Here is a 265-nt window from a genome sequence, read left to right as displayed (position 1 = left end):
CGTATTCCTGACCGCGTACTACGCCCTTACCGAGCTGGGTGGGGTGCGGGCCGGGGAGTCGGTGCTGGTGCATGCGGCGGCCGGTGGTGTGGGTATGGCGGCCACGCAGCTGGCACGGCATCTGGGTGCCGAGGTGTTCGGTACGGCGAGTGCGGCTAAGTGGGACACGCTGCGGGAGCTGGGTCTGGACGAGGCGCACATCGCTTCCTCCCGGGACACGGAGTTCGAGGCGGCGTTCCTGGCGGCGACCGGTGGTCGTGGCATG

At 69.8% G+C, this 265-nt stretch carries 1 pseudogene; it reads left to right on the top strand.

Annotation, left to right across the window (positions count from 1 at the left end):
• Window positions 1-265 (top strand): annotated as a pseudogene (locus tag IH68_RS51495) (zinc-binding dehydrogenase); the annotation flags it as partial.

This window comes from Streptomyces sp. NRRL S-646 (assembly GCF_000720765.1).
In the GTDB taxonomy this organism is placed as follows: domain Bacteria; phylum Actinomycetota; class Actinomycetes; order Streptomycetales; family Streptomycetaceae; genus Streptomyces.
Note: the sequence above shows the minus strand (reverse complement) of the source record. Positions and strands in the feature narration are given on the sequence as shown.